Origin of the sequence: Halomonas fontilapidosi (assembly GCF_014192285.1) — a bacterium.
Classification (GTDB): domain Bacteria; phylum Pseudomonadota; class Gammaproteobacteria; order Pseudomonadales; family Halomonadaceae; genus Halomonas; species Halomonas fontilapidosi.
This window is the reverse complement of the sequence record NZ_JACHXQ010000006.1, coordinates 152,485-178,886: the sequence shown is the minus strand read 5'-3', so window position 1 is coordinate 178,886 and position 26,402 is coordinate 152,485. Positions and strand designations below refer to the sequence as shown.

The following is a 26,402-nucleotide window of genomic DNA, read 5'->3' as shown; positions in this document are numbered from 1 at the left end:
GCCAGGGGGTCAGCCCCCCGACAGCATGGCGGTAGCGAAGCCGAAGTAGATCACCACGCCCGAGGCATCGATCACGGTGGTCACCAGCGGTGCCGAGGCGGTGGCCGGGTCCCAGCCCAGACGATCCAGCACGAAGGGTAGGCACATGCCCAACAGGCTGCCGAACAGCACGATACTGACCATGCTGACCGCCACCACCATCGCCACCGCCTCGCCGCCGCGAATCACCCCGATCGGCGCCACCGCCAGCGCCATGGTCAGACCCAGGGATCCGGCCACCAGCAGTTCACGGCCCAACAGCTTGCCCCAGTCCTTGACGCCCACGTCGCCGGTCGCCATGCCGCGCACCATCAGCGTGGCGGCCTGGGCGCCGGCATTGCCGCCACTACCAATCAGTAACGGCAGGAAGAACACCAGCGCCACCTGGGCGGCGATAGTCTCCTCGAAGTAGGCAATGCCGGCCCCGGAGAAGAGGTTGCCGAACACCAGCAGCACCAGCCAGGTGACCCGCTTGCGGTAGAGGCTCCACAGCGGTACCCGGCTGACGCCATCCTCCAGCGCGCCGATCGACATCCCCTTGTGGATATCTTCGGTCGCCTCGGACTCGACCACATCCATGGCGTCATCATGGGTGACGATGCCCACCAGGCACCCCTCGGCATCGACCACCGGCAGGGCCAGCAGATCGTAGCGCGCGACGGTCCGCGCCACCTCCTCCTGGGGCTCGTCGACGCTGGCGCTGATCACGTCCTTGATCATCAGCTCGTCGATCAGCGCCCCGGGACGCGCCACCATCAGCTGGCGCAGCGACATGGTACCCGCCAGGCGCCCCTCGGCATCGACGATATACAGCTGGTAGACCGTCTCAGCATCCGGGGCTGTCTGGCGCACCCGCATCAGGGCGCGGGAGACGGTCATTCCCGTCGGCACAGCCACGTAGTCCGCGGTCATGATGGCCCCGCCGGTGCCCTCTTCGTAACTTGCCAGCCGCTTGAGCTCCTCGCGCTCGCGGTGCGCCATGCGTCGCAGCAGGGCCTCGCGACGATCCTCGTGCAGTACCTTGAACAGGTCGGCCCGTTCGTCAGAGCCCATCTCCTCGAGCAGCAACAGCAGCGGCTTGTCCTCCATCGCCTGTGCGACCGCCCGCTGCTCGTCACCGGGCAGGTAGCCCAGCACATTGGCACGCCGCTCGAGGGGCAGGCCGTCGAGCAAGGCCAGGGCCACCGGTAGCCCTTCACTCTCCTCACCCAGGGCGTCCTCGACGACCTCGCCGATGTCCGCCGAACGCAGCTCGCGCAGCAGCACGCCGAGCCGTTCGCTGTCCTCCTCCTCCAGAGCGCGCAACAGCGCGGCATGATGCGGCTGAAGGGTGTCATCGGGGGACATGGCTATCCTCCTTTAAGCGCCGTCTCAGCGGCCGGAATTACAGGCAACCCCCTAGAGACGACAACGCCCCCCGAACGCTGGGCACGGGGGGCGTGGTCGACGGCACGAGACTGAATCAGCTCTTGCCGGCCTTCTTGCGCAGCTGCTGGATCGTTCTCAGCTGGGCCACGGCCTCGGCGAGTTCGGCCGACGCCCGGGTATAATCCAACTCGGCGGACTTGTCGTTCAGGTTCTTCAGCGCCTGCTGACGTGCCTCTTCGGCCGCCGCCTCATCGAGGTCATGGGCACGGGTGGCCGCGTCGGCCAGGATGGTCACCACGTCCGGCTGGACTTCCAGGAAGCCTCCCGAGACGTAGTAGTTCTCCTCCTGACCGCCATCATGAAGCACGCGCACCGGGCCGGGCTTGAGCTCGGTCAGCAGCGGGGCGTGGCCGGGGAGAATCCCCAGCTCGCCCATGCGCCCGGTGGCGATGATCCGCTCGATCTGGCCCGAGAAGATTCCCTCCTCGGCGCTGACGATCTCGCACTTGAAGCTTTTCGTCATGACGACGTCTCCCAGGTAGACGGGATTACTTCATCTGGTTGGCTTTCTCGACGGCTTCGTCGATGGTGCCGACCATGTAGAAGGCCTGCTCCGGCAGCTCGTCGTATTCGCCGTCGAGGATGCCCTGGAAGCCGCGGATGGTGTCCTTCAGGGACACGTACTTACCGGGCGAGCCGGTGAACACCTCGGCCACGAAGAACGGCTGCGACAGGAAGCGCTGGATCTTACGCGCCCGGTTCACGGCCAGCTTGTCCTCGTCGGACAGCTCGTCCATGCCCAGGATGGCGATGATGTCCTTGAGCTCCTTGTAGCGCTGCAGCACGTTCTGCACACCGCGAGCGGTGTTGTAGTGCTCCTCGCCCACGACCAGCGGGTCGAGCTGACGCGAGGTGGAGTCCAGCGGATCGATGGCCGGATAGATACCCAGCTCGGCGATCGAACGCGCCAGCACCACGGTGGCGTCCAGGTGCGAGAAGGTGGTCGCCGGCGACGGGTCGGTCAGGTCATCCGCGGGCACGTAGACGGCCTGCACGGAAGTGATCGAGCCGGTCTTGGTCGAGGTGATGCGCTCCTGGAGCACGCCCATCTCCTCGGCCAGCGTCGGCTGGTAACCCACCGCCGACGGCATCCGGCCCAGCAGGGCAGAGACTTCGGTACCGGCCAGGGTGTAGCGATAGATGTTGTCGACGAACAGCAGCACGTCACGGCCTTCATCGCGGAACTTCTCGGCGATGGTCAGGCCAGTCAGGGCGACGCGCAGGCGGTTACCGGGCGGCTCGTTCATCTGGCCGTAGACCAGCGACACCTTATCGATGACGTTGGACTCGGTCATCTCATGGTAGAAGTCGTTACCCTCACGGGTCCGCTCGCCGACACCGGCGAAGACCGAGTAGCCGCTGTGCTCGGTGGCGATGTTACGGATCAGTTCCATCATGTTGACGGTCTTGCCCACGCCGGCGCCGCCGAACAGGCCGACCTTGCCGCCCTTGGCGAACGGGCAGACCAGATCGATGACCTTGATGCCGGTCTCGAGCAGCTCGTTGGACGCCGCCTGGTCGGCGTAGCCCGGCGCCTTGCGGTGGATCGGCATACGCTCCTGCTCGCCGATCTCTCCCGCCTCGTCGATGGGCTCGCCAAGCACGTTCATGATGCGACCCAGCGTCTCCGTGCCTACCGGCACGGAGATGGCGGCGCCGGTGTTGGTGACATCCATGCCACGCTTGAGCCCTTCGGTGGAGCCCATGGCGATGGTCCGCACCACGCCATCACCCAGCTGCTGCTGGGTTTCGAGAATGGTCTCGACATCCGAGACCTTCAGCGCGTCGTAGACCTTGGGAACATTGTCCCGCGGAAACTCTACGTCAATCACCGCGCCGATGATTTGTACGATACGTCCGCTCATCTTGGTTCCTCTCAAATACCTGAAAATGAAACCTGCATGCCGGGAGGGCCATGGCCTCCCTGGCGCTATACGGCGGCGGCACCACCGACGATCTCGGAGATTTCCTGGGTAATGGCCGCCTGACGGGCCTTGTTGTACACCAGCTCCAGGTCGTCAATGAGGTTACCGGCGTTGTCGGTGGCACTCTTCATGGCGATCATCCGCGCGGCCTGCTCGCAGGCCCCGTTCTCGACCACCGCCTGATAGACCTGCGATTCGATGAAACGCACCAGCAGGCTATCCAGCAGCGCCTTGGCATCCGGCTCATACAGGTAGTCCCAGCTACCGGGACGCGTGTCTTCTTCGTCGTTCGATTCCGTTCCCATATCGGGCGACAGGGGCAACAGCTGACGGACCACCGGCTTCTGGGTCATGGTGTTGACGAATTCGTTGTACACCACGTAGAGGCGGTCCAGCTCGCCCTCGTCATAGGCATCCAGCATCACCTTGACGCTGCCGATCAGGTCTTCGACCTCGGGCGCCTCGCCCAAGCCGCTCTTCGCCGCAACGAGGTTACCCCCGTAGCTCTTGAAGAAGCTGCCGGCCTTGCTGCCCAGGGCACAGAAATCGAGGTCAGCCCCCTGGTCGCGCCATGCCTTGGCATCCTTGACCACGGCCTTGAACAGGTTCACGTTCAGGCCGCCACACAGGCCACGGTCGGTGGATACCACGATATAGCCGACCCGCTTGGCGTCACGTTCAACCATCCAGGGGTGGCGGTACTCCGGGTTGGCATCGGCGACATGCGAGACCACGTTGCGGATCTGGCGGGCGTATGGCTGGCTGGCCTTCATCAGGTCCTGGGCCTTGCGCATCTTCGACGCCGCGACCATTTCCATGGCGCTGGTGATCTTCTGCGTGTTCTTGATGCTCCCGATCTGGGTGCGTATCTCTTTTGCAGCTGCCATAGCGATCTACTCCGTTCGTGGCACTCAGAAAGCTCCAGGGCCCGCCCCGCTGACGGGGCGGGCCAACGGGATTACCAGCTCTGAGTGGCCTTGAACTTGTCGAGACCCTCTTTCAGCCCTTCCTGGATCTCGCTGCTGTAGTCGCCGGTCTGGTTGATCTTATCGAGCAGCTCGGCGTATTCGGCCTTCATGAAGTCGCGCAGGGCACGCTCGAAGTCCAGCACCTTGTTGACCTCGACCTCTTCCAGGTAGCCCTCGTTGGCGGCATACAGGGAGAGCGCCATCTCGGCCACGGACATCGGCGAGTACTGGTTCTGCTTCATCAGCTCGGTAACGCGCTGACCGTGCTCCAGCTGCTTGCGGGTGGCCTCGTCCAGGTCGGAGGCGAACTGGGCGAAGGCCGCCAGCTCGCGGTACTGGGCCAGGGCCAGGCGCACGCTGCCGCCGAGCTTCTTGATGATCTTGGTCTGGGCCGAACCACCGACGCGGGAGACCGAGAGGCCGGCGTTGATCGCCGGACGGATGCCCGAGTTGAACAGGTCGGTCTCGAGGAAGATCTGACCGTCGGTGATGGAGATCACGTTGGTCGGCACGAAGGCCGAGACGTCACCACCCTGGGTCTCGATGATCGGCAGGGCCGTCAGCGAGCCGGTCTTGCCCGTCACCTCGCCGTTGGTGAACTTCTCGACGTAGTCGGCGTTCACGCGAGCGGCACGCTCGAGCAGGCGGGAGTGGAGGTAGAAGACGTCACCCGGGAAGGCCTCGCGGCCCGGCGGACGGCGCAGCAGCAGGGAGACCTGGCGATAGGCCACGGCCTGCTTGGAGAGGTCATCGTAGACGATCAGCGAATCTTCGCCGCGGTCGCGGAAGTACTCGCCCATGGTGCACCCGGAATAGGCCGCGAGGAACTGCATCGGGGCCGGGTCGGCGGCGCCGGCCGCAACCACGATGGTGTGCTCCATCGCGCCATGCTCCTCGAGCTTGCGCACCACGTTGGCAATGGTCGACTGCTTCTGGCCGATGGCCACGTAGACGCAGGTGATGCCCTTGCCTTTCTGGTTGATGATGGCATCGATGGCGATGGCCGACTTACCGATCTGGCGGTCACCGATGATCAGCTCACGCTGGCCGCGGCCGATTGGCACCATGGCATCGATGGACTTGAGACCGGTCTGCACCGGCTGGTCGACCGACTGGCGGGTGATGACGCCGGGGGCGACCTTCTCCACCGCATCGGTCATCTTGGCGTTGATGTCGCCCTTGCCATCGATGGGGTTACCCAGCGCATCGACCACCCGGCCGATCAGCTCGGGGCCCACCGGGACCTCGAGGATGCGGCCAGTACACTGGGCGGTCATGCCCTCTTCGAGCTGCAGGTAGTCGCCCAGTACCACGGCGCCCACGGAGTCGCGCTCGAGGTTGAGCACCATGCCGAAGATGCTGCCGGGGAACTCGATCATTTCACCGAACATCGCATCCTCGAGGCCGTGCACTTTCACGATGCCGTCGGAGACGCTGACGATGGTGCCCTGATTACGGGCTTCGGATGCGACATCCAGCTTCTCGATACGCTGCTTGATGATGTCGCTGATCTCGGAAGGATTCAGTTGCTGCATGCCATGTCCCTCAGACTCAGGCGGTAAGGGCTTCGGAGAGGCGCGTCAGTCGACCACGTACCGACCCGTCAATGACGGTGTCGCCGGCACGCAGGATGACGCCGCCAAGAAGCGCGGAGTCCACCTGAGTGGTAATGGAGATTTCGCGATTCAGGCGCTTCTTGAGCGCACCGGCGAGCTTGTTCTGCTGCTTGTCGTCGAGCGGGTAGGCCGAAACCACGGTGACATCGACGCGTTGCTCGAGCTCGGCGCGCAGCCGCTCGAACTGTTCGGCGATGGCCGTCAGGGCCGGCAGGCGGCCCTTAACACCCAGGGTGTCGAGGAAACGCCGCGCCGCGTCGTCGATGTCGATCTCCGCCAACTCCAGCAGCAGGGCCACCTTGCGCTCGGCGGCCAGGCCCGGATGGGTCAGAAGCTTCTCGACATCACGTACGGCAACGACGCGACCCAGCGAGACCAGCCAGTCAGACCAGGCATCGAGTGCCTGCTGATCACGGGCGTAGTCAAACGCTGCCTTGGCGTAGGGTCGTGCGACGGTAGACAGTTCCGCCATGGGTCACCTCCTCACAGTTCGGCAGCAAGCTCGTCGAGCAGCTTGCGATGTGCCTTCTCGTCAACGGAGGCTTCAAGGACCCGCTCGGCGCCGGTGACCGCCAGGTGTGATACCTGAGCGCGCAGATCATCCTTGGCACGCTGGACTTCCTGGTCGATCTCGGCTCGCGCGGATGCCACGATGCGTTCGCCTTCGGCGCGAGCCTGCTCGCGGGCCTCCTCGATCATCTGCGAGGAGCGCTTGTTGGCCTGCTCGAGGATCTGGGAAGCCTGCTCCTTGCTCTCGCGCAGGGTGGCGTCCGCCTTCTCCTGAGCGAGCTCGAGGTCGCGGGAAGCCCGGCTGGCCGCATCGAGGCCATCGGCGATCTTGCGCTGCCGCTCGTGGAGCGCATTGCTGATCGGCGGCCACACAAACTTTATGCAGAACCAGACAAAGATCGCGAAGGCGATCGTCTGCCCGATTAGCGTCATGTTGATATTCACAGGGATGTACCTCTGACTGGTTCGTGGCGACCGGAAACAGGCAAACCGAGCGCGGCGCGCCCGGTATGCAGCACGTTAACCGGCGACGACGAAGATCAGGTACATCGCGATACCGACACCGATCATCGGCACGGCGTCCAGCAGGCCGGCCATGAGGAAGGTCTTGGTCTGCAGCTGGTCGCCCAGCTCCGGCTGGCGCGCCGTGGATTCCAGCAGCTTGCCACCGAGGATGGCGAAGCCGATGCCGGTGCCGAGGGCGCCCAGACCGATCATGAGGGAGGCAGCAATGTAGACGAGTTCCATGGTGGTGCTCCTAGTTTCTCGAGTTGAGGTTCAAGGTTGGGGGTTGATCAAGTGTTGCGCGTTTCAGTGATGTTCGTGCGCCTGGCTCAGGTAGACGACGGACAGCACGGTGAAGATGAAGGCCTGGAGGGTGATAACCAGGATGTGGAAGATCGCCCAGGGCACGTTCAGCGTCCACATGACCCAGAACGGCAGCAGGGCGATGAGGATGAAGATCACCTCGCCGGCGAACATGTTGCCGAAGAGACGCAGGCCGAGGCTGAGCGGCTTCACCAGCAGGCCGATCACCTCCATGATCAGGTTGAACGGGATCAGCGACCAGTGGTTGAACGGGGTCAGGGAGAGCTCCTTGGCGAAGCCGCCCACCCCCTTGACCTTGAGGCTGTAGTAGATGATCAGCAGGAAGACGCCGATTGCCATGCCCAGGGTGGCATTGGGATCGGTAGTGGGCACCATCTTCATGTAGTCGATGCCGAGGCGCACGAAGATCTCGGGCACATAGTCCACCGGGATCAGCTTGAGCAGGTTCATCAGGAAGATCCAGACGAACAGCGTCAGCGCCAGCGGCGCAATGACCGGGTTGCGGCCATGGAAGGCGCCGTGAACGGTGTTCTCGACGAACTCGAAGATCATCTCGACGACGTTCTGCAGGGTGCCCGGCACCCCGGTGGTTGCCACCTTGCCCGCCTTGCGGAACAGCCAGATGAACAACACGCCCATGGCAATCGACCAGCCCATGGTATCCAGGTGCAGGGCCCAGAAACCCATCTCCTGCGCCTCGGCGGCGGAGTGCGCCATCGACCAGCCATTCTCGGGGTGATAGCCGAAGGTCAGATTCTGCAGATGGTGCTGAATATACTCGGTCGGCGAGGGGTTGTTGCCAGCCATGGATCTGCCTCTCGTTGGGGTCGGTCATCCGCGCAATAGCCAGGGAGCCAGCCAGTGCATGAAGTGGACCGCCACGTATGCGCCAAAGAAAAAAGCCAGGTTTGAGGGGGGTACTGTCGCGAACACCAGGGCAAACAGTGCCACCGTCAAACCGAGCTTACCTGCCTCGGCCCGATAGAAACTGGACACGAAGCGTCTCGCCTGTCGACCTCCTCCCAGTACACCGAGTCGCCAGACGAAGTACACGTTGGGTAGAAGACAGACAAGCCCGCCAGCTAGTGCCGATAGGGCTGCCTTCTGCCCGTCTGCTGCAAGGCCGAATAGCGCCAGGATAGCAACACATCCTGCCTGAGCCTGCAGTAGTCGGCGGTAATTTGGCCGCCGTCTCACCGGGGAGCTGGTCATGTGCCCCTCGCATCAGGCGACAACCCACAGGCAAACAACCGCGGATTATAGGGAACCCCCCCCGCCCCTTCAACCAGAGCGGCGGCGATTCCGGCGATTATAGGATGCGTCTTCGACCAAAGGGGGACCGATTGTCGACAGGACTGTCGGTGACCCACGGCACGATGCCTCACCGAATATGCTCCAGGATGCCGTCCAGCTCGTCGAGGCTGGCATAGCGAATCGTGACCCGCCCCTTGCCCCCGCGACCGTGCTGGATCTTGACGGGAGCTCCGAGCACCTCGGCGAGCCGCGTCTCGAGCCCGGCCACGTCCGCGGACGGCGCCTCGCGCCGAGGCCTGGCGGGTTCCCCGTTGGTCAGGCGCTTGACCAGCGCCTCGGTGTCACGAACTGTCAGGTCCTTGTTGACCACCTCATGGGCGGCCTTGCGCTGCTTGGCGCCGGACAGCGCCAACAGGGCCCGGGCGTGGCCCATGTCGAGGTCACCGCGCTCGAGCAGGGTCTGCACCTCGGGGTCCAGCGTCAGCAGCCGCAGCAGGTTGGCCACCTGGGCACGCGATCGGCCCACGGCATCGGCCACCTGCTGCTGGGTCAAGGAGAACTCCTCGAGCAGCCGCTTGAGCGCCATCGCTTCCTCGACGGGGTTGAGGTCCTCGCGCTGAATGTTTTCGATCAGTGCCAGCGCCAGCGCCACCTCGTCGCTGACCTCACGAATCACCGCGGGGATCACGTCAAGCTCGGCAAGCTGGGCGGCCCGCCAGCGCCGTTCGCCGGCGATGATCTCGTAGCGCGCCTCTCCGACCGGACGCACCACGATGGGCTGCATCACGCCCTGAGCGCGAATCGAGTCGGCCAGTTCCTCGAGGGCCTCGGGCTGGATGTCACGTCGCGGCTGATAGGTGCCCCGCGAAAGCTGCCCCAGCGGCAGCCGCTCGAGTCGCTCTTGAGCGGGGCTTTCCGGGGCTTCCACGACCGGCGTGGCCTCGCTCGTATCGACCTCGGGCAGGTCGAGGCTTTCACGACGGCGGGCATTGGCACCGATCAGGGCATCCAGGCCGCGTCCTAGGGCGCGTTTACGCGTCATCGACATTCCCTCATCACTACCAGCGGTATTCGGCAGCCGGCCTACAGCGACAGGCGCCGGATCAGTTCCTTGGCCAGCACCCGATGGGCCTGGCTGCCACGCGAAAAGCGGGCGTACTTGGTGACCGGTAATCCGTGGCTCGGTGCCTCGGCCACCCGCACGTTGCGCGGAATCGTGGTCTTGAGCAGCGCATCGCCGAAGTAGTCGCGCAGCTGCTTGCTGACATCGCGGGTGAGGCTGTTGCGCGCATCGAACATGGTGCGCAGGATCCCATATATCTCGATCTGGGGGTTCACGCTGTCCTTGATCTGCTCGACGGTATCGAGCAGCGCCGACAGCCCTTCCAGGGCGTAGAACTCGCACTGCAGCGGGATCAGCACACCATCGGCGGCGGTAAGGGCATTGACGGTGAGCATGTTCAGCGACGGCGGACAGTCGATCAGCACCACGTCGTATTCGCCGTCAACCTCCTCCAGGGCCTTGACCAGGCAGCGTTCACGCCCCTCATTGCCGTCCAGCAGCTCCACCTCGGCAGCGGTCAGGTCGCCATTGCCGGGCAGCAGGGCATAGCCCGCCTGCGGGCAGTCGAGGATCACCTCGGTGGGGCGCTTGCCTCCCAACACCACGTCAAGCACGCTGCCCTCAAGATCATGCTTGTCGGCGCCGCTACCCATAGTGGCATGGCCCTGGGGATCCAGGTCGACCAGCAGCACGCGGCGATCCAGGGCCGCCAGGCTGGCAGCAAGATTGACGGCGGTGGTGGTCTTGCCCACACCGCCCTTCTGGTTGGTCAAGGCTATGATCTGGGTCACGGGCAACTCCCTTGCTGGGGAAACAGACGCCTCTGGGTCATGCCTGGGTCGCATCCCGGCGCTGAAGGACCACGAGCTGCCGGCTGCCGTTCTGGTAGGGCACAGCGAGAATATGGCGTTGTGACACGACGATTTCCTCGGGCAGTCCGGCCAACTCATCATCCACGGCAGGCCCCTTCATGGCCAGCCACTCTCCGTCGGTCGCCACCAGCCTCGTCGTCAGCGCGATGAAGTCGCCCAGGCTCGAGAAGGCCCGCGAGATCACCTGGGCATAGCCTCCGGAGACGGGCTCGAAGGCCTCGACCCTGGCCTGTATCGGCGTGACGTTGCCAAGGCCCAGTTCCATCACGGCCTGGCGCTGGAAGCGCACCTTCTTGCCGTTGCTGTCGAGCAGCGTGAGCGAGAGATTCGGTGCTAGGATCGCCAGCACCAGACCCGGCAGGCCCGGTCCTGAGCCCACGTCGAGCAACTCCGGCCCGTGCACGAAGGGCAGCACCGCGGCACTGTCGAGGAGGTGGCGAGTCACCATCTCCTCCGGCGTACGTACCGCGGTGAGGTTATAGGCGCGGTTCCACTTGTGCAACAGTTCCACCAGCGCCAGAAGCTGGCGACGCTGCTCTCCATCCGCGGCAATCTCCAGCGCCGACAGTCCGTCGTCGAGGCGCGCCTCGACGATCCGCTCGCTCGAGGTCATGCGCTAGCCGCCCGGCTGTCATCGAGCAGCCGCCGCTTCTTGAGATGGATCAACAGGATCGAGACTGCCGCCGGGGTCACCCCGGAGATGCGCCCTGCCTGGGCCAGGGTCTCCGGGCGCGCCTCCTGGAGCTTCTGACGGATCTCGTTGGATAGCCCTTCGACGCGCTGGTAGTCGATATCCTCGGGCAACGGCGTCGCCTCGTGGCGCTTGAGCTTGTCGATCTCGTTCTGTTGGCGCTCGATATAGCCCTGGTACTTGGCCTGGATCTGCACCTGATCGGCCACCGCCTCGTCCTCGATCGCCTCTCCCTCGATACCGGGCAGGTCGGCAAGATCGCCATAGACCACTTCCGGGCGTCTCAGCAGGTCCATCAGGCTGTATTCGCGAGACAGTGACGTCCCGGTGACGGCCTCGATCCTGGCGGCTGCGGCAGTTCCCGGCTGCACCCAGCTGGCCTTGAGCCTCGCACTCTCGCGCTCCACCGACTCGCGCTTGGCCGCAAAGGCCGACCAACGGGCTTCATCGACCAAACCCAGTTCGCGACCGGACTCGGTGAGTCGCATATCGGCATTATCCTCGCGCAGCAGCAGGCGGTATTCGGCCCGCGAGGTGAACATGCGGTAGGGCTCCTTGGTGCCCATGGTGATCAGGTCATCGACCAGCACGCCAAGGTAGGCTTCATCGCGACGCGGTAACCAGGCCTCCTGCCCAAGGGCCCGTCGTGCCGCGTTGAGTCCGGCCAGCAGTCCTTGGGCCCCCGCTTCCTCGTAGCCGGTGGTGCCGTTAATCTGACCGGCGAAATACAGGTTGTGGATAAACTTTGTTTCCAGCGAGTGCTTGAGGTCACGCGGATCAAAGAAATCGTATTCGATGGCATAGCCCGGCCGGGTGATATGGGCGTTCTCCAACCCGGTGATGGAGCGCACCACCTGCAGCTGCACATCGAAGGGCAGTGAGGTGGAGATGCCGTTAGGGTAGAGCTCGTGGGTATCGAGGCCTTCCGGTTCGATGAACACCTGGTGGCTCGCCTTGTCGGCAAAGCGATGCACCTTGTCCTCGATGGAGGGGCAGTAGCGCGGTCCGACCCCTTCGATCACCCCGGAGTACATCGGCGAACGGTCGAGGTTGGCGAGGATGATCTCATGGGTGCGCTCGTTGGTGTGCGCGATATGGCAGCTCACCTGACGAGGGTGCATCTCGCGATTACCCAGGTAGGACATCACCGGCGTCGGGCTGTCACCGGGCTGCTCCTCGAGATGCGAGAAATCGACGCTCTTGGCATCGAGCCGGGGTGGTGTTCCCGTTTTCAGGCGATCAACCCTGAACGGCAATGCCCGCAGCCGTTCGGCCAGGGCGTTGGAGGGCGGGTCACCGGCACGGCCGCCGCGGCTGGTGTCGAGGCCGATATGGATCACCCCGCCGAGGAAGGTCCCGGTGCACAGCACCACGGTCTCGGCCTTGAAGCGGATACCGGTCTCGGTGACCACCCCGCGCACGGTATCGCCCTCGACGATCAGATCACCGGCCGCCTGCTGGAAGAGGGTCAGGTTGGCCTGGGTCTCCAGCATGCGGCGAATCGCTGCCTTGTAGCGGACTCGGTCGGCCTGGGCGCGGGTAGCGCGTACCGCCGGGCCCTTGCGGGCATTGAGCACACGGAACTGGATGCCGCCGATATCGGTTGCCAGGCCCATGGCACCGCCCAGAGCATCGATCTCCTTGACCAGATGGCTTTTGCCGATCCCGCCGATGGCGGGATTGCAGGACATCTGGCCAAGGGTCTCGATGTTGTGGGTCAGCAGCAAGGTCCGGCAGCCCGTGCGGGCCGAAGCCAGCGCAGCTTCGGTTCCGGCATGGCCGCCGCCGATGACGATGACGTCAAAGCGGTCGGGATACTCCAAGGGTCACCTCTTGGCGCAGGGCGCCGATGTTGCAATCACAAGAGTAGAAATCAGCGGGGCAGTATAAACCTCCTGTGGGTAATCGTCAGGGTTTTCCACACATGGATTTCGCATCCTGTTGCAGCGCTCGCTACTCCTAAACAATAAAACAGAATATAAAGAGAAGTTCTGTTGTGGTAGTTACTACTGGTGTGGACATTTTTCGTGGATAACCAGGGAAAAGTGCTTTTTTACATCAACTTAGAGTGTTGACGCCTGGGGGGAAAGCCAAGTGACCACCTGCGGATGAGGTGTTGGGAGGCTGTGGATGTAAAGGCGTCTTGTCCACAGCGTGACTCGGACACGTCTTGTCCACCGTCAGCTACCGGGCTTGTCACCGTGGCTGTGAACAACCCGCGAGAGATCCTTCCGCGCCGCCAACGACGGGGCTTGCAGGCGGATTTCGCGCAGCTCCACGAACTTTCTGTCCACAGGCAAAAAAAGGCCCTGTCGATAACGACAGGGCCTTTTTCGTGACGGTGCTGTAGGGGCTGGATCAGTGCTTGAGCACCCTCGACAGGAACTGCTGGGTCGGCTTGTTGCGGGGATGATCCAGGACCTCCTCGGGTGGCCCCTGCTCGGCGATTTCCCCTTGATGAATGAAGATCACCCGGTCGGCGACATCTCGGGCGAAACCCATCTCGTGCGTCACGATCATCATGGTCATGCCCTCTTTCGCCAGTTCGCGCATGGCGTCGAGGACTTCGCCGATCATTTCCGGGTCGAGTGCCGATGTTGGTTCATCGAACAGCATGAGGCGTGGCTCCATCGCCAGGGCTCGCGCCAAGGCGACACGCTGCTGCTGACCGCCGGAGAGCTGCCCTGGATACTTCGCCGCCTGGTCGCTGATACCCACGCGCTCAAGCAGCCGTTCGGCCGTCTCCATGGCATCCAGACGACTCCAGCCACGCACCTTCATGGGCGCCAGCGTCACGTTGTCGAGCACGCTCAGGTGAGGGAAGAGGTTAAACTGCTGAAAGACCATGCCGACCTCGGTACGGATCTTCTGCAGTGCCTGGGCGGCCTTGCCATGCGGCAGCAGCTCGTTGCCATCGACCTCGATATGCCCCTGCTGGAACTCCTCGAGGCCATTGATGCAGCGGATCAGCGTCGACTTTCCCGAGCCGCTGGCACCAACGATCACCACCACTTCCCCGGGCGAGACCTCCAGGTCGATGTCCTTCAGTACGTGCAGGTCGCCAAAGAACTTGTTGACCTTATCGAGGCGCACGATGGGGTTGGCGCTGGAAGAGGACTTTTCTTGGTTCATGTCGCGCTTTCCTTATTGTCCGGCCAGGCCCTTGCGTTCGATGATGCGTAGCACCAACGACAGGGAGAGCGTGATCGCCAGATAGAGCATGGCGACCATCAGGTAGACCTCTAGGGCAGTGAAGGTGGTGGCGATGTAGACCTGGCCCTGACGGACCAGCTCGCCGACCCCGATTACCGAGAACAGCGAGGTGTCCTTGATGCTGATGATGCCCTGGTTGCCGAGTGCCGGGATCATGCGCCGGAAGGCCTGGGGCCAGATGATGTAGCGGAAGGTCTGGCGGCGCGAGAGACCCAGCGAGAGTCCGGCCTCCTTCTGGCCTCGGTCGATGGACTGCACGCCGCCGCGGACGATTTCGGAGATGTAGGCGCCGGAGTTGACGGCGATAGCCGCGATGCCGGCCACCAGGGCGTTGATCGGGCCACCCAGCAGCTGGGGCAGGCCGTAGAAGATGAACAGCACCTGAACGAGTACCGGGGTGCCACGGAAGATCTCGATATAGGTGATCGCAGGAATCCGCAGCCAGCTGACGGGACTGATCCTCAGCAGGCCGAAGATGATGCCGATGATGAAGCCGATGGCCAGGCCCACGAAGGAGATCAGCAGGGTGTAGGGGATCCCCGGCAGCAGGTGGGGAATGGAGGCAAAGGCCGCCTGCCAGTCGAATTGGAAGGTGACGTCCACAAGGTTTCTCCGTCAAGACGCAGGGGTGACGACAGGGGGGAACGAACCGGATTCGCAACGCAACGGGGCCGGGCGCTTTGACCCGGCCCCGCGATCAACAGGCGAGCGACATTACTCGCCGCTGGCGCTACCGAACCACTTGGCGTGGATCTCGTCGTAGGTGCCGTCTTCCTTCATTGCGGCCAAGGCCTCGTTGACCGGCTCGACCCACTCACTGCCATCGGCGAAGGCGATGCCGTACTGCTGGCCTTCGTAGAGGTCCCCCACGACCTTGACGCGGCCTTCGCCGCGGGTCTGGGAAAAGTAGCCGACGTTGGGGGCATCGTAGAAGACCGCATCGACGCTGCCGCCGAGCAGGGCCATGTACATGTCACTGCTGCCCGGATAGGGGGTGATGTCGGCCTCGTCGCCGAGGTTCTCGTCGAGGAAGTCATAGCTGGTGGAGCCAACCTTGGTGCCGATCTTCTTGCCCTTGAGGTCCTCGAGCCCCTGGACGCTGTCGTCGTTGGCACTGACCAGAATCCGCAGGCCGCTGTCGTAGTAGGGGTCAGAGAAATCGACGACTTTTTCGCGCTCTTCGGTAATCGTGATGCCGGCGATGGCGATGTCGACGTTACCGGTCTGCACTGCAGGAATGATGCCGTTAAAGTCCATGGTGCGCAGGTTGTACTCGAAACCGGCACGCTCGGACAGCTCACTGATGATGTCCATGTCGAAGCCGACCATCTCGCCGGTCTCCTGGTCCATCATCTCGAAGGGCACGAAGCTCGGGTCGGTAACGACTTCCAGGACGTGGTTGTCGGCGCTGGCGACACTGGATAGCCCCAGCCCGAGAGCGACGCTGGCGGCCAGGGAGGCGGTCTTCAGTTGACGTTTCATACGATTCCCCATGGAAGAATTTATTCTGGATTACGCCATAAACCATGGCGAGTTCCCGGGGAAGCGTCAAGTGAAGGAAAAAGGCGGTCGTCGTCGCTGAACCAACGGTTGTGGTCAGACCATGAAGGAGGCACCGCAGCCGCAGGTGGTGGTGGCGTTGGGGTTCTGCACCAGGAAACGGGCGCCGGCAAGCCCCTCTTCGTAGTCGACGGTGGAGCCGACCAGATACTGGTAGGAGAGCGGGTCGACCACCAGGGAAACGTCGCCGAACTCGATGACGGTATCGTCATCAGCGACCTCTTCGGCAAAGTCGAACCCGTACTGGAAGCCTGAGCAGCCACCCCCGGTGACGTAGACCCGCAGCTTGAGCCGGGGGTTGTCCTGTTCCTCGATAAGCGTCGCCAGACGCGTGCGAGCCCCGTGCGAGAGCAGCAAGGGGGTAGGAGCGAAGGATTCGGCACCGCTCATGGGTGACCTCCCCTGGATCGATGAATGTTGCGCTGAGGGGGATTATCCACAATCCCCAGTAAAACAGTCAACTTTGTCGGGAGCGACTAACCCTCCGGCGCCTTTGATGCTTGGATCTGACGGACGCTATCAGGGCATGATCGCTGGGGCGTCGAGGCCGGCCAGCTCATCGAGGTCGAACATCAGGTTGAGGTTGTGCACGGCCTGCCCCGATGCGCCCTTGACCAGGTTGTCGATCACCGAGAGCACCACCACGGTGTCTCCGTCGCCGGGCCGGTGGACTGCCAGACGGCAGAGGTTGGCGCCCTTCACGCTGCGTGTCTCGGGATGACTGCCGGCCGGCATCACGTCGACGAAGGGCTCGCTGGCGAAGCGCCGCTCGAAGAGCGCCTGCAGGTCGCCGGGGTCTGTGGTCAGACGTCCGTAAAGCGTGGCATGGATACCGCGGATCATCGGCGTCAGATGGGGCACGAAGGTCAGGCCCACCGGGCCTTTCGCCGCATCGGCCAGCCCCTGGCGGATCTCCGGCAGGTGGCGATGGCCCGAGGCACCGTAAGCCTTCATGGACTCGCTGGCTTCGGCCAGTAGCGAGGGAACCTTGGCGCCGCGGCCGGCACCGGTGACGCCGGACTTGCAGTCGGCGATGATCCGGTCGGCATCGATCACGCCCGCTTCCAGCAACGGCAGCAGGCCGAGCTGCACGGCGGTGGGATAGCAGCCAGGGACAGCGATCAGTCGTGCTTGCCGGATCTGTTCGCGGTTGACTTCGGGCAGCCCGTAGATGGCATCGTCGAGCAGCTGGGGGGCGCCGTGGGGCTGGCCGTACCAATGGGCCCACTCCTCGGTGTCGCGTAGCCGGAAATCGGCCGAGAGGTCGATAACTCGCGTGCCCTTGTCGAGTAATTCGCCGGCCAAGGCATGGGCTACCCCGTGGGGAGTGGCGAAGAAGACGGCATCGCAGCGGGCCAATCGGTCGGCGTCGGGCTCACTGAAGGCCAGATCGTCATAGTGGCCGCGCAGGTTGGGGTAGAGCTCGCTAACGGCCATGCCGGCCTCCGAGCGTGAGGTGATGGCCTCCACCGCCACGTTTGGGTGACGGGCCAGCAGCCTGAGCAATTCGACACCGGTGTAACCGGTACCGCCGACGATTCCAACCTTGATCACGGTGGCCTCCTGAGGTTCGTAACGTGATGCTGGGACCTGTGTCCCCGGATATGATACACAAGAGAGACATGACCTACCCAGGCCTGGCTGGGTGGGTTTTCCCGCAAGGCCGAACAGGATCGTCGCTGTGCCGCGTCTCTCGCTACCCGACTTCAGCCTGGAAGGCTTCCGTCGCCAGTTGGCCAATGTCGATGCCTTGCCACAGCTTTGCGTGTTGGGGGTGGTGTCGGGTCTGGTGACGGGCGGACTGATGGTGCTGTTCCGCCTGCTGCTGTCGCTGGGCGGTCTGCTGCTTTTTCCTGACGGGGATCCCGAGGCCTTCGAGGCCCTGCCGCCGGCCCTGCGAGTGCTGATGCCGCTCGCCGCGGCGGCGCTGATCGGCCTGTGGCTCTATCGCCTGCCGCCCGAGGGACGGCGGATCGGCGTGGTCCATGTCATCGACCGGCTGACGTATCATCAGGGCCGCTTTCCCCTTCGCAATTGGCTGACTCAGTGGTGGGTGGGGGTGGTCTCGGTGATCGGGGGTCTCTCCGCCGGTCGCGAGGGAGCGGCGATCCATCTGGGGGCAGCGGCGTCCACCGGCCTCGGTCAGTATCTGCGGCTACCGCATAACAGCCTCAGGGTGCTGGTGGCCTGCGGAACGGCGGCGGGTATTTCGGCTTCGTTCAATACGCCCATTGCCGGGGTCATCTTTGCCATGGAAGTGGTGATGATGGAGTACACCATCATCGGCTTCATGCCGGTGATCCTGGCCTCTTCCATGGGCGCCGTGGTGGCTCAACTGGTCTATGGGCCTGAACCTGCCATCGGTATTCCTGACTTGCACCTGAGGTCCTTGCTGGATATTCCCTGGATCCTGGCCAGTGCCCTGCTGATCGGGCTGCTGGCGGCACTCTTCGTGCGTGTGGCCCGTGGACATGCGCGGCTCAAGGCAATGCCCATGACGTTACGCTTCGCCATGGCGGCGTTGGCGGTGGCCGGCGTGGCGTGGTGGTACCCCGAGGTGCAGGGGATGGGCTACGACACGCTGCAACGGGCGCTGGGAGGGAGTGCCGCGGTTGACGTGTTGCTGGCGGTGGCGATCGGCAAGCTGCTGCTCACGGCCTTCACGGTGGCCTGTGGCATTCCGGTCAGCATCATCGGTCCTGTCCTGGTGGTCGGTGGTGCGGCCGGCGCCCTGTGCGGTCTGGCGGGCCAGGCACTGTTGCCGGTGGGGGCCTCGGCGCCCGAGGTCTATGCCTTGCTGGGCATGGCCGCCATGATGGGGGCGGTGCTTCAGGCGCCCCTGGCAGCCCTGATGGCTCTGCTCGAGCTGACTCACAATCCCGCCATCATCATGCCGGGCATGCTGGCAGTGGTGGTGGCTGGCCTCACGGCGCGACAGTTGAGCCGCAGCCAGGGGTTCTTCCTTACCCAGACCCGTCAGGGCCAGCACCCCCTTCAGCAGCCGCTGATGCAGGCGCTGTCTCGGGTCTCGGTGCCGGCAGTGATGGAACGCAGCCTGGTGCGCACGTCGCGCATGGTAACCCGTCACCAGGCCAGCGTTCTGCTCGAGTCCAATCCTGTCTGGGTGCTTATCGAACGTTCCACGGACGACAAGCCGACCCTGGCGCTCAAGGCAGCTGACCTCGCCCGCTGGCTGCTGGAGCACGACAAGCCCGATTCGGAAGACGATGGCGCCCTGCTCGACCTCCTTGAGATACCCGGTCAGCGCCTCGACATGGCGCCGATCCACCTGCAGGCGACGCTTTCCGAGGCGTTCATGCGGCTCAATGACAAGGCGCTGGATGCCCTCTACGTGGAGCACGGTAACCGGCCGAAGCAGAAGCGGATTTCCGGTATCATCACCCGGGATGCCATCGAGCGCTATTACCGCTTTTCCGATTCGACCTACGGCTGAGGAGTCGTCATGTATCTGTGGATGAAGGCCCTGCACCTGGTGGCCATGGTGACCTGGTTCGCCGCCCTGTTCTATCTGCCGCGTCTCTACGTTTACCACGCCATGGCCCGGGACAAGGGCGAGCAGCAGGCTATCGACCACTTCCTGGTGATGGAACGCAAGCTCTACCGGGGGATCATGACCCCGTCGATGATCGCCGTGCTGCTTTTCGGGGGTGCGCTGCTGGTGCTCAACCCCGCCTGGCTCACTCAGGGCTGGATCCATGCCAAGTTATTGCTGGTGGTGCTGCTGGTGGGTTACCACCATGTCTGTTTGATCTACCTGAAGCAGTTTGCTGACGCGCGCTGTCGACGCGGCCATGTGTTCTTTCGGTGGTTCAACGAGTTACCGGTGATCGCACTGCTGCTGATCATCTTCCTGGCCGTGTTGAAGCCGTTCTGATGGCCGGTTTCCCTGAATTGAAGCCTCACCTGCCGACCGTGCTGGTGCTGGCGGGCCATGATCCCACCGGTGGTGCAGGTCTTGTGGCCGACAGCGAGTCAGTAGCGGCCTGCGGTGGCTGGGCGCTGACCCTGCCCACGGCCCTGACGGTGCAGAATTGCCGCGACGTGAGCGCGATCAGGCCCGTTTCCGCCGATGACCTCTATGCCATGTCGGCAGCCTTGGATGACTTCGAGGTGGCGGCAATCAAGATCGGTCTGGTGCCGGATGTTGCCGTTCTGGATGTGGTCGTGGATATCCTGCGTCGTCGACCGGGCGTGCCGGTGGTGGTGGATCCGGTGCTCAGGGCCGGCGGAGGAAGCGACTTGTCCACAGCCGAACTCGGCGATGCCATGCGTCGTCAGCTGCTGCCGCTTGTGGATATCCTGACCCCCAACCGGCAGGAGTTGGCCCGGCTGGCCGGCGCCGACCTTGACGACGATACCCAACGAGCCGTGAGGCTGATGTCTCTAGGCTGCCAGGCACTGCTGGTCACCGGTACCGATCACCCTGAAGCCCGGGTTCCTGCCGATCGGGTCGAGCATACCTTGCATGCGCCAGAGACGAGTCGCCAGTGGACCTGGCCGCGACTGGAGGGCAGCTTCCACGGCTCCGGCTGTACCCTGGCCAGCGCCCTGGCGGCCCGTCTGGCGGTGGGCGAGTCACTGATACAGGCCTGTGAGCAGGCGCAGGCCTTCACCTGGCAGGCGCTGGCGCATGGCTGGCAGCCGGGACAGGATCAGCAGCTGCCACGGCGTCTCTGGCAGCTGCCGATGATGCCGTCTTGTCTCCCTGCTAGTGCCGAGATGCCGCGGCGATGAGGCAATGGGCTGGCCATCGCGCTTCCGGGAGACGAGAATGGGGCGAAGTCGGCAGAGCGCAGGCGAGCGTTGTTCGACGATGTTCACTGTCGCTTCACTGCCTGTCACAAGGTTGTCAAGAGAATTATCCACAGCCCGCTTTCGGGCATGCATTAACAGGGCAAGAGGTTGACATGACCACATCCGCACAGCTCTTCGAGCAGGCCTGCCGCCACATTCCTGGCGGGGTCAACTCGCCGGTTCGCGCCTTCAAGGGGATGGACCGCCCCCCGGTGTTCATGGAGCGTGCCCGCGGCGCCTATCTGTTCGATGTGGAAGGCAAGTGTTATGTCGACTACGTCGGCTCCTGGGGCCCCATGATCACCGGCCATGCCGACCCCGACGTGCTCGGTGCGGTTCGCGAACGGCTCGACAACGGTCTCTCCTTCGGCACGCCCACGGCGATCGAGACCACCATGGCCGACCTGATCTGCGACATGATTCCCAGCATCGAGATGGTGCGCATGACCAGTTCGGGGACCGAGGCCACCATGTCGGCGATCCGTCTGGCACGGGGCTTCACCGGCCGTGACAAGATCGTCAAGTTCGAGGGCAACTACCACGGCCACTCCGACTCGCTGCTGGTCAAGGCCGGCTCGGGTGCCCTCACCCATGGCGAGCCGAGCTCACCCGGGGTGCCGGCCTCGCTGGCCGAGCATACCGTGACCCTCTCCTTCAATGATCCCGATGCCGTCGAACAGTGCTTCGAAGAGATTGGCAGCGACGTGGCCTGCATCATTGTCGAGCCGGTGGCCGGCAACATGAACTGTATCCCGCCGCAGCCGGGCTTTCTGGAGACCTTGCGCCGCGTCTGCGACCAGCATGGCAGCGTGCTGATCTTCGACGAGGTAATGACCGGTTTCCGCGTGGCGATGGGGGGCGCCCAGGCGCACTTCGGCGTCGAGCCGGACCTCACCTGTCTGGGCAAGATCGTTGGTGGCGGCATGCCGGTAGGCGCCTTCGGCGGTCGACGAGAGATCATGGAGGTGATCTCGCCGCTCGGTCCTGTCTATCATGCTGGCACCCTCTCGGGTAATCCGCTGGCCATGGCTGCCGGCACCGCGCTGCTCGGGAAGCTTCGCCAGCCGGGCTTTCATGATGCCCTGGCACAGCGGGTCGAAACCCTCTGCCATGGTCTACAGGAGCGGGCCGACGCCGCGGGTGTCGACATGATCACCCAGCGTGCCGGGGGCATGTTCGGTGTCTTCTTCACCGGCCAGAGCCGTGTCGACAACTTCGCCCAGGCCACTGCCTGCGACGCCGATGCCTTTCGTCGCTTCTTTTCACTGATGCTCGATCAGGGCGTCTATCTGGCACCATCGGCCTTCGAGGCGGGTTTCATGTCCAGTGCCCACGCCCCTGAAGACATCCAGCTGACCCTCGACGGTGCCGAAAAGGCATTCGCGGCGATGCAGCATAGCTGAGACTCCATCACGCCATAGCGAGAGACCCCCCAGATGAGCCCCACACATGCCGAATACGCGGCTTCCTGCGAGGAGGCGCTGCAGCTTGATGAGCTGGTCGACCGCCTGGTGGCCTTTCATCAGTGCTCTGCCGTAGCGGCCGCCCCCGAAGATGCCGGGCTGGTTGCCATTCGGGCACAGCTTGAAGGGGAAGTAGCGGACATCGAGCCGCTGCTTGTCGGGGAAGAGGACCGCCATCGTCTGGCCTGTCTCCGCCAGTGGCTCGAGGAGGATCTCGAGCGGTTAGCAGCAGTCTTCCTGGCCCGACGTGAGCGTCTTCTTGAAACCAGCTGGGCCGTCGTGCATCCGCACAGTCGTCTCTGTGACAAGGGCCGAGTGCTGTTGGCCAATGCCATCGGCCGGGATCTCCAGAGCGCCAGCGGTGATGGCATTGCCGATCCAGGCAGCGACCTGGCGTCGCTGCTCGTGGGGCTCGAGGCCCGCGGTGAGACAGTGTTGGCTCGCCAGGCCCTCGATGGCTACCTGCGCCAGTCTGGAGACTACGAGGTGGCCCGCCTGCTGTCGGTCTTCGCTTTCGTCCAGGCCCTTGCCGGCGCGCGCCGCGCCCTGCAGCGCCATCAGTCGGCCGGTGAGGACGGCGAACGACCTGCTCTGCTGGCCGAGACCATGCGCGAGTGTCGGGGTTACCTGGATCTGGCCGAGGCCCATGCCGAGTTCCGCTTCCCCCCCTTGCTAATTGGCATCGGTGTCTCGGGCAGTGGCAAGAGTCGCTTCACCCGCACCCTGGTCGGCCGTCTGGGAGCCGTGCGTCTCTGTTCGGATGTAGAGCGCCACCGTCTTTTCGCTATCGATCCACAGGCGACCTCGATAGACGCTCCTGTGGATATGTTCTCTCCAGAGGCTACCGAGCAGACCTATCGTCGACTTGCCGAGTGTGCCGGCACGCTGCTGGAGGCAGGATTTCCCACCTGCGTCGATGGCACCTTCCTAAAGCGGGAGCAGCGCGATCTCCTGCGCCATCAAGCCGAGGCTCGGGGTCTGCCGGTGCTGCTGGTCAGCTTCGAGGCTGACCAGGCTACCCTGCGCCGTCGTATCGACAAGCGCGCCCGGCGCCAGGGTGTTCCGGTTGAGGAGAGCCTCGCCGTCCTGGCTCGTCAGCAAGCGGATATCGAGGCCTTCGGTGACGAGGAACGTCTGCACCTGCTGCATCTCGATACCACGGCCGACAACGCCGCCGAGACGCTGGCGGATTTGATTCAGCATCACGTGAAATTGACGTGACACTCGGTCAGTTGGGGGCAGCAGGGATCTGATAGTGCGCATTGCGTGGATGGCGTTTTACCAGTGGTGGCGGGGCGCCGAGGTTCTGGCGGGCCCAGTTCACCGCCTGAAGTCGATTGTGCACCTTGATCTTGCGAAAGATGTTGTAGAGGTGGGATTTAACGGTGTGCTCGCTGACAAACAACTGGTCGGCAATCTCGATGTTCGAAGCCCCTGTGCCCAGCATGGCAATGATCTCCAACTCCCGGTGGGTCAAGCCGCAGACCGGCCGGTAGGAGTTGAGCTGCTGGCGGCGAAAGAACTGGATCATTCGCGTCATCAACGAGCGTGACATCCACAGGTTGCCTTCCAGCAGGATTGAGAGCCCCTTGCAGATCATCTCCAGCGAATCGCTGCGGTAGAAGACGCCCTGCAGGTTCATTGCCGAGAGGACCTCAACGGCATGCTCCTCGTCCCGCAGGTTGAAAGCGGCAAGCGACATGTCATCGACTTCGGCCGCCCTGACATGCCACTGCTGCATGGTTGCTTCGTCGATATGATCTGCATCGAGCAGCACCACGGTCGGCGAAGCATGCTTGTCCTTCCACTCCGTTCCCGGTGAGACCACTGAGACCGAGCAGTCGAGCTGCTCGTGGAGATAGTTAATGAAGAGTTGTGACTGAGGGTTGTTGGCGGTAACCAGCAACACCAGGCTCTTCCCCTGTTCCATGGTGTGACCCCTTCGCAAGCCGCGGTTAACTTTAATGATGAAGTAATCAGGCATTTTCGGCACAAGTAACACACTGGTTCTTAGTCTTGATCAGAATGTAACTTTCCGTTACTAACTTATGGTCATATCGATATTCATTTTAATTTTTTATAGCTGGCTTATGTCCCACATGATCAAGGACTTGGCGTCTATGTATGGAGCTTCTGCTTCGCCTGTTGAGAGTCTCCACCAAGGAAATTCAGCCTGATGCTCTCGGGTTTTCGATTCGAGATCTCACTATTATGTATGAGAAAATTCATCCTTATGAACGGAATGTCCCGCATCTCTTCGGCCTGGCCGTTTTCCCTGCTAGTCACGGCTCGTAGAATGGGTCCTTTAAGATCGTCTGGAGAAACGACCATGACGCCAGCCGAGCTGGTTCTGGCCAGCGGCAATGCCGGGAAGCTGCGAGAGTTCCACCAGCTACTCGCCCCGCTGGGCTTCGACGTGCGCCCCCAGGCCGATTTTGGCGTGGCAGACGTCGAGGAGACCGGTCTGACCTTCGTCGAGAACGCCCTGCTCAAGGCTCGCGAAGCGAGTCGCCTCAGCGGGCTGCCTGCGCTGGCCGATGATTCCGGCCTGGAGGTCGATGCTCTGCATGGGGCACCCGGCATCTACTCCGCACGCTACGCCGGGGAACCGAAGAGCGATGCGCGTAACAATGCTCGGCTGCTGGCGTCCCTGGCCGAGGTGCCACAGGGTCATCGTCAGGCACGCTACTGGTGTGTTCTGGTGTTGTTGCGTCATGCCGAGGACCCCGTGCCCATTATCGTCCAGCGCAGCTGGGAAGGTGAGATCCTTCAGTCTCCACGCGGTGAGGGTGGGTTCGGCTATGATCCGCTGTTCTGGCTTGCTGATCAGGGTGCGAGTGCTGCTGAACTCAGTGCTGAACAGAAGAATTGGCTCAGTCATCGAGGGCGGGCCATGCAGGCGCTGGTGGCGGAAATGGGTATTGGCCGGGGTCAGCGATGAGCATCACGTCTTCGGTTTCGGCCTGCATGCCGCCGCTCTCGCTCTATGTCCATGTGCCCTGGTGCGTACGCAAGTGTCCCTACTGTGACTTCAACTCTCATGGTGTGGGGCGTAGCGCCGAGCTGCCTGAGGCAAGCTACCTCGAGGCGCTGATCGCCGATCTTGAAGTCGATCTGTCGTTTGCTGCTGAGCGTGAGGTCACAAGCATCTTCATTGGGGGGGGGACGCCGAGCCTGATGTCCGCTAGCTTCTATGAGCGGCTTCTGCGGGCCATAGCGAGCCGGCTTCCGCTGGCAGCCGACATCGAGATCACCCTGGAAGCGAACCCCGGAACCCTCGAGCGAGGACGCTTCGCCGGCTATCGGGCAGCGGGGATCAATCGCCTGTCGTTGGGCGTGCAGAGCTTCCAGGATGCGCAGTTGTCCGCTCTGGGGCGTATTCATGGCGGTGATGATGCCGTGGCGGCCGTCGAAGAGGCGCGCCAGGCGGGTTTCGACAACCTCAATCTCGATCTGATGCACGGCCTGCCGCAACAAACGCCGGATTTGGCGTTGGCCGACCTCGAGCAGGCACTGTCGCTCTCCCCGGAGCATCTCTCCTGGTACCAGCTAACGCTGGAACCCAATACCGAATTCCACCGTTTTCCGCCTGACCTGCCCGCGGAGGAGCTACTGTGGGACATTCAGGACCTGGGGCACCAGCGCCTGGAGGCCGCTGGCCTGGAGCGTTACGAGATTTCCGCCTATGCGCGACCCGGGCGAGGTTCGCGACATAATTTCAACTATTGGCGCTTCGGTGACTATCTGGGCATCGGCGCCGGTGCCCATGGCAAGCTGAGTGTTGCGGGCCCTGAGGGGCTCGAGATCCAACGTCGCTGGAAGTCGCGGCGGCCCGAGGACTACCTGCGTCGGCTTAACGACCCACGGGGCTTCGTGGCCGGTCGCGCCGTTATCGATGAGCATGAACTGCCGCTGGAATTCGCCATGAATGCTCTGCGTCTGGTCGGTGGGGTGCCGATGTCGACCTGGCAGGCGCATACCGGCCGAGATCCACAGCAGTTGCTTGGAAGGCTGGTTGAGGCCCGTGAAAAAGGACTTCTTGTGGAAGATGCCAACTGGCTTAGGGCATCGCCTCAGGGTCTACTATTCTTGAACGAAGTGCTGGCTCTGATCGATGATGAGCAAGCCAGTGAAGGATGACACTCGTCAACCCAAGG

27 protein-coding genes are annotated in these 26,402 nt (G+C 63.4%); 7 read left to right on the top strand and 20 right to left on the bottom strand.

What is annotated here, in order from left to right; all coding sequences use genetic code 11:
• Positions 1-9: 9 nt before the first annotated feature.
• The 19 genes from mgtE to argC all read right to left on the bottom strand — a co-directional run bounded on the left by mgtE (position 10) and on the right by argC (position 17,521).
• Positions 10-1,386 (bottom strand): magnesium transporter, encoded by a 1,377-nt coding sequence (gene mgtE / locus FHR95_RS10670; protein ID WP_183314354.1) that lies wholly within the window; start codon positions 1,384-1,386, stop codon positions 10-12.
• 115 nt (positions 1,387-1,501) lie between these two features.
• Positions 1,502-1,930 (bottom strand): F0F1 ATP synthase subunit epsilon, encoded by a 429-nt coding sequence (locus tag FHR95_RS10665; RefSeq protein WP_040183591.1) that lies wholly within the window; start codon positions 1,928-1,930, stop codon positions 1,502-1,504.
• 25 nt (positions 1,931-1,955) lie between these two features.
• Complete coding sequence (gene atpD, locus FHR95_RS10660; protein ID WP_040183593.1) at positions 1,956-3,332, bottom strand: F0F1 ATP synthase subunit beta; 1,377 nt, start codon at positions 3,330-3,332, stop codon at positions 1,956-1,958.
• 65 nt (positions 3,333-3,397) lie between these two features.
• Positions 3,398-4,279: a F0F1 ATP synthase subunit gamma gene (gene atpG / locus FHR95_RS10655; RefSeq protein WP_040183594.1), complete on the bottom strand. Its 882-nt coding sequence runs from the start codon at positions 4,277-4,279 to the stop codon at positions 3,398-3,400.
• Positions 4,280-4,350: 71 nt separating this feature from the next.
• On the bottom strand, positions 4,351-5,895 hold the full coding sequence (gene atpA / locus FHR95_RS10650; RefSeq protein ID WP_040183596.1) for a F0F1 ATP synthase subunit alpha: 1,545 nt from the start codon (positions 5,893-5,895) through the stop codon (positions 4,351-4,353).
• A 16-nt stretch (positions 5,896-5,911) separates the two neighbouring features.
• Positions 5,912-6,448, bottom strand: coding sequence for a F0F1 ATP synthase subunit delta (locus tag FHR95_RS10645; RefSeq protein ID WP_183314353.1), 537 nt, complete (start codon positions 6,446-6,448; stop codon positions 5,912-5,914).
• 11 nt (positions 6,449-6,459) lie between these two features.
• The gene (locus FHR95_RS10640) at positions 6,460-6,930 is read right to left on the bottom strand and encodes a F0F1 ATP synthase subunit B (protein ID WP_040183599.1); all 471 of its coding nucleotides are present in this window, start codon (positions 6,928-6,930) and stop codon (positions 6,460-6,462) included.
• A 75-nt stretch (positions 6,931-7,005) separates the two neighbouring features.
• Entirely contained in the window at positions 7,006-7,233 is a 228-nt protein-coding gene (gene atpE / locus FHR95_RS10635; protein ID WP_023006402.1) for a F0F1 ATP synthase subunit C, read from the bottom strand.
• A 63-nt stretch (positions 7,234-7,296) separates the two neighbouring features.
• A complete protein-coding gene (atpB, locus tag FHR95_RS10630) occupies positions 7,297-8,121 on the bottom strand; it encodes a F0F1 ATP synthase subunit A (RefSeq protein ID WP_040183600.1) in 825 nt (274 codons plus the stop codon).
• A gap of 24 nt (positions 8,122-8,145) precedes the next feature.
• On the bottom strand, positions 8,146-8,526 hold the full coding sequence (locus FHR95_RS10625; RefSeq protein WP_082042492.1) for an ATP synthase subunit I: 381 nt from the start codon (positions 8,524-8,526) through the stop codon (positions 8,146-8,148).
• 169 nt (positions 8,527-8,695) lie between these two features.
• Positions 8,696-9,610, bottom strand: coding sequence for a ParB/RepB/Spo0J family partition protein (locus FHR95_RS10620; protein ID WP_040183601.1), 915 nt, complete (start codon positions 9,608-9,610; stop codon positions 8,696-8,698).
• 41 nt (positions 9,611-9,651) lie between these two features.
• Positions 9,652-10,422 (bottom strand): AAA family ATPase, encoded by a 771-nt coding sequence (locus FHR95_RS10615; RefSeq protein WP_040183602.1) that lies wholly within the window; start codon positions 10,420-10,422, stop codon positions 9,652-9,654.
• Between the two features lie 37 nt (positions 10,423-10,459).
• Complete coding sequence (gene rsmG, locus FHR95_RS10610) at positions 10,460-11,116, bottom strand: 16S rRNA (guanine(527)-N(7))-methyltransferase RsmG (protein WP_183314352.1); 657 nt, start codon at positions 11,114-11,116, stop codon at positions 10,460-10,462.
• Positions 11,113-13,017 (bottom strand): tRNA uridine-5-carboxymethylaminomethyl(34) synthesis enzyme MnmG, encoded by a 1,905-nt coding sequence (gene mnmG, locus FHR95_RS10605; RefSeq protein ID WP_183314351.1) that lies wholly within the window; start codon positions 13,015-13,017, stop codon positions 11,113-11,115. Before mnmG ends, rsmG begins: the two co-directional genes overlap by 4 nt.
• A gap of 535 nt (positions 13,018-13,552) precedes the next feature.
• Positions 13,553-14,326, bottom strand: a complete 774-nt coding sequence (locus tag FHR95_RS10600) for an amino acid ABC transporter ATP-binding protein (protein ID WP_040183605.1) — start codon at positions 14,324-14,326, stop codon at positions 13,553-13,555.
• A gap of 12 nt (positions 14,327-14,338) precedes the next feature.
• The gene (locus FHR95_RS10595) at positions 14,339-15,010 is read right to left on the bottom strand and encodes an ABC transporter permease subunit (RefSeq protein ID WP_040183606.1); all 672 of its coding nucleotides are present in this window, start codon (positions 15,008-15,010) and stop codon (positions 14,339-14,341) included.
• Positions 15,011-15,121: 111 nt separating this feature from the next.
• Positions 15,122-15,889, bottom strand: coding sequence for a transporter substrate-binding domain-containing protein (locus FHR95_RS10590; RefSeq protein WP_040183607.1), 768 nt, complete (start codon positions 15,887-15,889; stop codon positions 15,122-15,124).
• A 114-nt stretch (positions 15,890-16,003) separates the two neighbouring features.
• On the bottom strand, positions 16,004-16,357 hold the full coding sequence (gene erpA / locus FHR95_RS10585; RefSeq protein ID WP_040183608.1) for an iron-sulfur cluster insertion protein ErpA: 354 nt from the start codon (positions 16,355-16,357) through the stop codon (positions 16,004-16,006).
• Between the two features lie 129 nt (positions 16,358-16,486).
• Positions 16,487-17,521: an N-acetyl-gamma-glutamyl-phosphate reductase gene (argC, locus tag FHR95_RS10580; protein ID WP_183314350.1), complete on the bottom strand. Its 1,035-nt coding sequence runs from the start codon at positions 17,519-17,521 to the stop codon at positions 16,487-16,489.
• A 127-nt stretch (positions 17,522-17,648) separates the two neighbouring features.
• Here argC and FHR95_RS10575 point away from each other — a divergent pair, with 127 nt between their 5' ends.
• From FHR95_RS10575 to FHR95_RS10555, 5 genes are all read left to right on the top strand, one after another.
• Positions 17,649-19,421 carry a chloride channel protein gene (locus tag FHR95_RS10575; protein WP_183314349.1) on the top strand — a complete coding sequence of 591 codons (1,773 nt, stop codon included), beginning with the start codon at positions 17,649-17,651 and terminating at the stop codon, positions 19,419-19,421.
• Between the two features lie 9 nt (positions 19,422-19,430).
• On the top strand, positions 19,431-19,862 hold the full coding sequence (hemJ, locus tag FHR95_RS10570) for a protoporphyrinogen oxidase HemJ (RefSeq protein WP_040183611.1): 432 nt from the start codon (positions 19,431-19,433) through the stop codon (positions 19,860-19,862).
• Positions 19,862-20,722: a bifunctional hydroxymethylpyrimidine kinase/phosphomethylpyrimidine kinase gene (gene thiD, locus FHR95_RS10565; protein ID WP_183314348.1), complete on the top strand. Its 861-nt coding sequence runs from the start codon at positions 19,862-19,864 to the stop codon at positions 20,720-20,722. Before hemJ ends, thiD begins: the two co-directional genes overlap by 1 nt.
• Positions 20,723-20,895: 173 nt before the next feature.
• Positions 20,896-22,185 (top strand): glutamate-1-semialdehyde 2,1-aminomutase, encoded by a 1,290-nt coding sequence (hemL, locus tag FHR95_RS10560; RefSeq protein WP_183314347.1) that lies wholly within the window; start codon positions 20,896-20,898, stop codon positions 22,183-22,185.
• A 33-nt stretch (positions 22,186-22,218) separates the two neighbouring features.
• Positions 22,219-23,466: a P-loop nucleotide/nucleoside kinase family protein gene (locus tag FHR95_RS10555; RefSeq protein ID WP_183314346.1), complete on the top strand. Its 1,248-nt coding sequence runs from the start codon at positions 22,219-22,221 to the stop codon at positions 23,464-23,466.
• Between the two features lie 7 nt (positions 23,467-23,473).
• Here FHR95_RS10555 and FHR95_RS10550 read toward each other — a convergent pair whose 3' ends face one another.
• Positions 23,474-24,175, bottom strand: a complete 702-nt coding sequence (locus tag FHR95_RS10550) for a LuxR C-terminal-related transcriptional regulator (RefSeq protein ID WP_183314389.1) — start codon at positions 24,173-24,175, stop codon at positions 23,474-23,476.
• 399 nt (positions 24,176-24,574) lie between these two features.
• On the opposite strand from FHR95_RS10550, the gene rdgB reads away from it, so the two are divergent.
• Together rdgB and hemW are read left to right on the top strand one after the other, a co-directional pair.
• Positions 24,575-25,186, top strand: a complete 612-nt coding sequence (gene rdgB, locus FHR95_RS10545) for an RdgB/HAM1 family non-canonical purine NTP pyrophosphatase (protein ID WP_183314345.1) — start codon at positions 24,575-24,577, stop codon at positions 25,184-25,186.
• Entirely contained in the window at positions 25,183-26,385 is a 1,203-nt protein-coding gene (gene hemW / locus FHR95_RS10540) for a radical SAM family heme chaperone HemW (RefSeq protein WP_183314344.1), read from the top strand. The genes rdgB and hemW overlap by 4 nt, the downstream gene beginning before the upstream one ends.
• Positions 26,386-26,402 lie beyond the last annotated feature (17 nt).

What these genes read in the sequence shown, in the direction of transcription:
- mgtE (WP_183314354.1), bottom strand. Translation starts at nt 1,386, where the DNA reads ATGTCCCCCGATGACACCCTTCAGCCGCATCATGCCGCGCTGTTGCGC.
- FHR95_RS10665 (WP_040183591.1), bottom strand. Translation starts at nt 1,930, where the DNA reads ATGACGAAAAGCTTCAAGTGCGAGATCGTCAGCGCCGAGGAGGGAATC.
- atpD (WP_040183593.1), bottom strand. Translation starts at nt 3,332, where the DNA reads ATGAGCGGACGTATCGTACAAATCATCGGCGCGGTGATTGACGTAGAG.
- atpG (WP_040183594.1), bottom strand. Translation starts at nt 4,279, where the DNA reads ATGGCAGCTGCAAAAGAGATACGCACCCAGATCGGGAGCATCAAGAAC.
- atpA (WP_040183596.1), bottom strand. Translation starts at nt 5,895, where the DNA reads ATGCAGCAACTGAATCCTTCCGAGATCAGCGACATCATCAAGCAGCGT.
- FHR95_RS10645 (WP_183314353.1), bottom strand. Translation starts at nt 6,448, where the DNA reads ATGGCGGAACTGTCTACCGTCGCACGACCCTACGCCAAGGCAGCGTTT.
- atpE (WP_023006402.1), bottom strand. Translation starts at nt 7,233, where the DNA reads ATGGAACTCGTCTACATTGCTGCCTCCCTCATGATCGGTCTGGGCGCC.
- atpB (WP_040183600.1), bottom strand. Translation starts at nt 8,121, where the DNA reads ATGGCTGGCAACAACCCCTCGCCGACCGAGTATATTCAGCACCATCTG.
- FHR95_RS10625 (WP_082042492.1), bottom strand. Translation starts at nt 8,526, where the DNA reads ATGACCAGCTCCCCGGTGAGACGGCGGCCAAATTACCGCCGACTACTG.
- FHR95_RS10620 (WP_040183601.1), bottom strand. Translation starts at nt 9,610, where the DNA reads ATGACGCGTAAACGCGCCCTAGGACGCGGCCTGGATGCCCTGATCGGT.
- rsmG (WP_183314352.1), bottom strand. Translation starts at nt 11,116, where the DNA reads ATGACCTCGAGCGAGCGGATCGTCGAGGCGCGCCTCGACGACGGACTG.
- FHR95_RS10600 (WP_040183605.1), bottom strand. Translation starts at nt 14,326, where the DNA reads ATGAACCAAGAAAAGTCCTCTTCCAGCGCCAACCCCATCGTGCGCCTC.
- FHR95_RS10590 (WP_040183607.1), bottom strand. Translation starts at nt 15,889, where the DNA reads ATGAAACGTCAACTGAAGACCGCCTCCCTGGCCGCCAGCGTCGCTCTC.
- erpA (WP_040183608.1), bottom strand. Translation starts at nt 16,357, where the DNA reads ATGAGCGGTGCCGAATCCTTCGCTCCTACCCCCTTGCTGCTCTCGCAC.
- hemJ (WP_040183611.1), top strand. Translation starts at nt 19,431, where the DNA reads ATGTATCTGTGGATGAAGGCCCTGCACCTGGTGGCCATGGTGACCTGG.
- thiD (WP_183314348.1), top strand. Translation starts at nt 19,862, where the DNA reads ATGGCCGGTTTCCCTGAATTGAAGCCTCACCTGCCGACCGTGCTGGTG.
- hemL (WP_183314347.1), top strand. Translation starts at nt 20,896, where the DNA reads ATGACCACATCCGCACAGCTCTTCGAGCAGGCCTGCCGCCACATTCCT.
- FHR95_RS10555 (WP_183314346.1), top strand. Translation starts at nt 22,219, where the DNA reads ATGAGCCCCACACATGCCGAATACGCGGCTTCCTGCGAGGAGGCGCTG.
- FHR95_RS10550 (WP_183314389.1), bottom strand. Translation starts at nt 24,175, where the DNA reads ATGGAACAGGGGAAGAGCCTGGTGTTGCTGGTTACCGCCAACAACCCT.
- rdgB (WP_183314345.1), top strand. Translation starts at nt 24,575, where the DNA reads ATGACGCCAGCCGAGCTGGTTCTGGCCAGCGGCAATGCCGGGAAGCTG.
- hemW (WP_183314344.1), top strand. Translation starts at nt 25,183, where the DNA reads ATGAGCATCACGTCTTCGGTTTCGGCCTGCATGCCGCCGCTCTCGCTC.